1 protein-coding gene and 1 pseudogene are annotated in these 902 nt (G+C 71.7%); both read left to right on the forward strand.

Translation table 11 applies throughout. The annotated features are described in order from the left end of the window. Positions 1-321, forward strand: a 321-nt coding sequence (locus IEZ15_RS44080) for a TetR-like C-terminal domain-containing protein (RefSeq protein ID WP_189282534.1), incomplete at its 5' end; no start/stop codon positions are given. A 56-nt stretch (positions 322-377) separates the two neighbouring features. Then, positions 378-902, forward strand: a pseudogene (locus IEZ15_RS44085) (lipase); the annotation flags it as partial.

The raw sequence follows: 902 nt of genomic DNA on the forward strand, positions 1-902 counted from the left end.
TTCGCGAACGTCTACCGCGACTACGCCCTCGAGCACCCGGGGCGCTTCGCCGCAGCCCAGTTCCGGCTCGACCCGCAGACGGCGGCCGCCAGCGCCGGCGTCCGGCACGCCCAGATGACGCGCGCGATCCTGCGCGGATACAACCTGGCCGAACCGCATCAGACGCACGCGGTGCGGCTGCTGGGCAGCGTCTTCAGCGGCTATGTCGGCCTGGAGACCGCCGGCGGTTTCAGCCACAGCACCCCCGACTCGCAGGAGAGCTGGACCGAGATCCTCAACGCGCTCGACGCCCTGCTGCGCACCTGGCCCACCACCTCCTGACCAACCCTTCCGGCCGCCTCTGCCGACTGGCCCTCCTGATCGAAGAGACCGACGAGATGAACACCGAGCACGACTGGACCACCACTCCCATCACCGCCGGCCTGCTGCGCGGCGCCCTCGATCTGGAGCGCACCGAACGCGGCGTACTGCCCCACCGGTTGCCCGCGCGCGCCCGGCAGCAGATCCCCGACGGCCAGCTGGCCATGGCGGAGTCACAGCCCTCCGGAGTGCGGCTGGCCTTCCGCACCCGGGCCACCGCCGTCGAGCTGGACGTCGTGGCCACTAAACGGGTCTACGTCGGAGCGCCGCCACGCCCCGACGGGGTGTACGAGCTCCTCGTCGACGGGCGGCTCGCGGGCCGGGCCAGCGCGACCGAGGGCGACACACTCACCATCGACCTCACCTCCGGGACCGCACAAACCCGTCCCGGGCCGGTGGAGACCCTGCGCTTCACCGACCTGCCGGACAAGGAGAAGGACGTCGAGATCTGGCTGCCGCACGACGAGACCACCCAGCTGGCCGCCCTGCGCACCAACGCCCCCGTCCACACACCCCCGCCCAACGGCCACAAGGTCTGGCTG

This window comes from Streptomyces atratus (assembly GCF_014648655.1).
Classification (GTDB): Bacteria; Actinomycetota; Actinomycetes; order Streptomycetales; family Streptomycetaceae; genus Streptomyces; species Streptomyces atratus.